The organism is Bacillus sp. AFS001701 (assembly GCF_002559405.1).
In the GTDB taxonomy this organism is placed as follows: Bacteria; Bacillota; Bacilli; order Bacillales; family Bacillaceae_G; genus Gottfriedia.
In genome coordinates this window covers 1-4,880 of the sequence record NZ_NTZO01000160.1, presented here as the reverse complement: position 1 = coordinate 4,880, position 4,880 = coordinate 1, and the positions used below count along the sequence as shown (strand labels likewise).

The following is a 4,880-nucleotide window of genomic DNA, read 5'->3' as shown; positions in this document are numbered from 1 at the left end:
GAATACAGGGCTAAGGCTGCTTAAAATACATTTTTTATTAGTGTCTACTTGACAGGGGTAAGTCCATTGTTGAGTCATCTTTTTCATATTTATCCGATGTTAAAATATTAATTCAATTTGTTATTTAAGATTTTTATTAAGAAAAATATTTACATGTTCTGCAAACATTTCTGGATATTGGAATAGAAATCCATGACCGGAATCCGGATAAATAATCAGTTGAGCATTCGGAATTCGTTGAGAGATGATATAAGAATTAACGGTAGGAATCATGATATCGCGATTTCCGTTGGCCACGAGCACGGGCTGCTTGATTTCTCCCAATCGGTCGAAGGTTGAAATCGTTCTCCATGCCCCGGCACCTTTGATTTGGGCTTGCACCGATTCCGGTTTTACAAGCGGCGCTCTTGATTCTTTTCTTCTGGCAAGACGCTCTAAATACGCTAAGCCTGCCGCTTTGCTCGTCTCACTTTGCTCAAAGAACAAGTACAAGAAATCCTCGGCATCGTTAACTGGCTTGAACGCAACTTGAAATACTTCAGGTTTTCCTGCTTCCGTGCCTTCTCCGGTTCCTCCCCCCGTACCTGCCAAAATCAAGCGACGGACTAAATCCGGATGCTCTAACGCCACGATTTGAGCAATGTAACCGCCCATTGAAAATCCCAACAAGTCGACTTGTTTAAGTCCTAACGCTCGAATGAAAGTATATGCGTATTTCGCCGTTCCAAAGAACGACTCCGGTGTCTCTCCCGATGACAATCCTATGCCTGCGTTATCGAACAGGATGATCGTCCGTTCTCTTGCCAGTGCATTGATGAGAGCAGGATCCCAATCGTCTATCGTGCCTCTGAAACGTTGGCAAAAAACGAGCGGAACATCCGATGGTTTACCGAAAGTCCGATAAGCGAACCGAATGCCATCCGCTTCTAAATAAGAAGTTTCTACTGTTTCTGCAGTGAATGTATTTAAATTTTGTTCTAAATTTTTCATTTTATATCATCCTCATAATTTATATTTTATTTGTTAATCTCTGTGTTTGTATTTAAACGTTGAATCTCCCTTAATATATAGGTTGAAGTCGTTGAATGTTGTACTTCATGTATTGTTACAAACGCTAAAATATCCCCAATTGTTACAAACGAAGTATCACGAATCAAAAATGGATCTTTCAAATTCTCATTTAATTTATCCATAAAGAGTGAATTTATATCGTCTAATTGTATTTTTAGTAGTTGAACCAATTCAACTTTTGAAGGTGGAGATAAAGTCCAGTCTGAAGGTTTTGTTCCGCCTTTAAAAAGTTCAATGAATCCATCAGGTAGCCTTGATGATCCAGTAATTCGTTTGAAAAGCATGCGATCCGTAATAGCAATGAAATGACCTATATTCCATCTGATTGTGTTATTAAATTGAATCGGCTGTATATCATAATACTCTTCTGACAAAGACTCAAATTTTCGGATATTATTTAAACGTACATAGTTTGCAGTTTTCAATATGGTATTCGAGCTCATGATAGCCCTCCTTATTGTATTTTATATAATTGAAAGAGCTATATTTAAAAACTATCATTGAATTTCTTAAATACTAAAACTGCATTATGTCCACCGAATCCGAATCCATTTGAAATCGCATAGTTTACTTCTGCATGAACTGGATGATTTGGAACATAATCTAGATTACATTCTTCATCTGGATATTCATAGTTAATTGTAGGTGGAATTGTATTTTCCAAAATACTTTTAAGGGTGATGATTGCTTCAATTCCTCCAGCAGCTCCAAATAAGTGCCCTGTCATAGATTTAGTTGAACTTACTTTCAGTTTATATGCATGGTCTCCAAATACACTTTTAATTGCTTTCGTTTCAGATTTGTCACCTTCAGGTGTGCTCGTGCCATGAGCATTGATGTAATCGACATCTATTGGTTGGATCTGAGCCATATTCAATGCGAGATTCATTGCTCGTTCTGCTCCATGAAAGTCAGGGGAAGTAATATGATAGGCATCAGTTGTTGATCCATAACCAATGATTTCACCTAAAATAGTTGCCCCTCTTTTTTTAGCATGCTCAAATTCCTCAAGCAACAAAATACCTGCTCCTTCCGACATAACAAAACCATCTCTTCGTTTGTCAAATGGTCTGCTGGCAGTCTCGGGTGAATCATTATTAGTTGACATTGCTTTCATCCTAGAGAAACCAGCATAAGCTAAAGGACTGATGGAAGCTTCAGATCCTCCTGCCAATATGGCATCAGAATATCCGTGCCGAATGTTAAGAAAGGCTTCTCCTATTGCATGATTGCTAGTTGCACAGGCAGATACAGGTGAAAAACTTGTTCCTTTGAAACCTGTTTTGATTGAAACGATTCCTACAGCCATATTGCTGATCATCATTGGTGCCATGAAAGGAGATACTTTTCTTGCTCCTTTTTCTAAAAGCATTTTATGATTTTCTAGTACAGTGTCTAATCCACCAATTCCTGAGCCAATAAATACTCCCAATCGATTTGGATCTGTTTTTTCGAGGTCTAGTCCTGCTTGATCTAATGCTTGTTTGACTGCAATATACGCATATTGAACAAATTTATCGTATTTACCTAACTCTTTTTTATCAAAAAATTCTTCTGGAAAAAGTTTCTCGATATGGCCACCAATTTTTGTACTTATATCTTCATAGCCCTCGAACTCAACCTTTTTAATGCCAGATTTTGAAGCCTTTATATTTTTCCATAATGTGTCTACATCATTACCTAATGGTGATACTACACCATAACCAGTTATTACAACCCTGCGATTCATAAAGAACCTCCTATAACAATTCTAGAGATTTTGCCATGCTACCTATTTTTTGCACTTTCACCTTTAAGCGTCATGCATGTTGAACTTGCTTTCGCAATCAATGACTCTTTTTCATCATATATTGAGCAATCAATAAAACCGATGTTGCTTCCTTTTTTGACTACAACCGCATGGGCTTTTAAAGTTGTCTGCCATATAGGTTTTAAATAATTTATTTTTAATTCAACAGTCGTAAAGGATTCACTTTCATTTAATAAGGTAGCATACGCAACTCCCATTGCTGCATCCGCCAGGTCACAAAGTATACCACCATGAACTGTTCCCATCGGATTGAAATGGTCTTCCTTTGTCTCAAGTTGAAATACAGTCTCTCCTCTATTAATCTCGATTGGATAAAAGCCGATTAATTTTGCAACAGGAGGAACAGAAATTTCCTTCTGTGAATTTAATTTAATGGTATTCTTCATTAAAATTCCCCTTTCAGTATTAAATATTATTTAAATACATAAACCTAAAATGAAAATAAAGAATGGATCATAGCAAAGTCACAAATTACTATGCAACTCACCTCTCTAAAAATATTTCAAAAAAGAACCAAACGGTCTGTTTTTATTTCAAAAAAATATGGAAATCGCAATTAGAAAAGAATTTCTATTAATTGCATATTTACCATATCTAAATAATTTTTATCTTTGTATAAACGACTAAGGGCTAATGCACCTTCTAATGAAGACAGTATGAAAACGGCCATCTTTTCTGGATCTATGTCACTTCCGATTTCATTTCGATTCTTTCCATGAATGATAATCGTTTTAATAAGTTTGATTAAGTCAGTAAATCCTTCTTTTATTGTATCCTCGAATTCAATAGTTGAATCATCAGCTTCTATTGCTGCATTCATCAACGGGCATCCACCTATGACAATTTCATCTTGAGACAAAGTATTAAAAACGCTAATAAATGCTTTAAATTGATCATAAGCAGAATCTTTTGATGCAACTGCTTCTTTATAATATTCTTTAAGGGTATTTAAAGAATGAGTAAACGAAGCTTCGGCCAAAGTATCTTTATTTTCAAAATGATTATAAATACCACCCTTTTTTAAACCAGTGGCTGTCATTATATCAGAGATAGAGGTCGATTTATATCCATGTTTATTGAATAATGTAGATGATTTATCAATGATGTATTTTTTAGTTCGTTCACCTTTATTAATGCTACTTACCTCCTTTTTTAAAAAAAGAACAACTGGTCTTTTTTTATTAAAACATATTATTATTAGTATTGTCAATCTAACATCAACGTATTAATCCAATTTTTCCTAATAATAATCAGTTTAAAAAGAGCAATCTATCCAATCGTAGCGGATACTTAAATAGTTAAAGGAGATTGAAAATTCTATTGCTATTCCTTCTCCTATCAATAGCCCCTCTAGTAATGATTTGTCTGAACTGCCAATACTTCTTCCTTTTCGTTCTCTTTTACAAAACCAGTGATGATTAAGGTACCAAGAAAAATGCATGAAGCAAGGATGTACGCACTTTGAATTCCACCAAATTTTTCAATAACCGCTCCTGCTAAGGATGGACCTATTAATTGGCCAATCGAATAGAATACTGACACAAAGCCTAAGACGGCTGGGACTAGAGATGGACTTACTCGTTCGGCTGCCATAGATTGGATAAGTACCAAAAATCCTCCGAGTGAAAACGGAAATAAGATGGAAGCTGCTACAAAAGCAATAAGATGATGATTTAAGACAGGTAGAATTCCTGCAATCATGCAAAAGATCGATGCAATTAGTAAGGAATTTTTTCTTCCTATACGATCAGAAATCATTCCAAAAACTGGACTTCCTACAATGATAGATAACCCAGATAACGCAAATACATTTCCTGCAATTTTTTCACTGAAGCCTGAATCGATCATAAATGATGATTGGAAAAGTACTGGGATTAGGTAACCCACTCCTACCAAGAAATAAATAATTCCGATTCGAATAATTTTTACATTTTTATATACCTTGCTAATTGATTGATTTTGATTGTTTTTCGTATTCGTTTTGTTTTCTCCCTCTTTT

At 35.4% G+C, this 4,880-nt stretch carries 6 protein-coding genes; all 6 read right to left on the bottom strand.

All coding sequences use genetic code 11. The features are described 5' to 3' along the window. Positions 1 to 120: 120 nt before the first annotated feature. On the bottom strand, positions 121 to 990 hold the full coding sequence (locus tag CN514_RS12445; protein WP_098232864.1) for an alpha/beta fold hydrolase: 870 nt from the start codon (positions 988 to 990) through the stop codon (positions 121 to 123). A gap of 26 nt (positions 991 to 1,016) precedes the next feature. Then, on the bottom strand, positions 1,017 to 1,514 hold the full coding sequence (locus CN514_RS12440; protein ID WP_098232863.1) for a DinB family protein: 498 nt from the start codon (positions 1,512 to 1,514) through the stop codon (positions 1,017 to 1,019). 44 nt (positions 1,515 to 1,558) lie between these two features. Further along, positions 1,559 to 2,800 (bottom strand): beta-ketoacyl-ACP synthase II, encoded by a 1,242-nt coding sequence (gene fabF / locus CN514_RS12435; RefSeq protein WP_098232862.1) that lies wholly within the window; start codon positions 2,798 to 2,800, stop codon positions 1,559 to 1,561. A 38-nt stretch (positions 2,801 to 2,838) separates the two neighbouring features. Beyond that, a complete protein-coding gene (locus tag CN514_RS12430) occupies positions 2,839 to 3,267 on the bottom strand; it encodes a PaaI family thioesterase (protein ID WP_098232861.1) in 429 nt (142 codons plus the stop codon). Between the two features lie 170 nt (positions 3,268 to 3,437). Continuing rightward, a complete protein-coding gene (locus CN514_RS12425; protein ID WP_098232860.1) occupies positions 3,438 to 4,091 on the bottom strand; it encodes a TetR/AcrR family transcriptional regulator in 654 nt (217 codons plus the stop codon). Between the two features lie 140 nt (positions 4,092 to 4,231). Then, positions 4,232 to 4,880, bottom strand: a 649-nt coding sequence (locus CN514_RS12420; protein WP_141529364.1) for an MFS transporter, incomplete at its 5' end; no start/stop codon positions are given.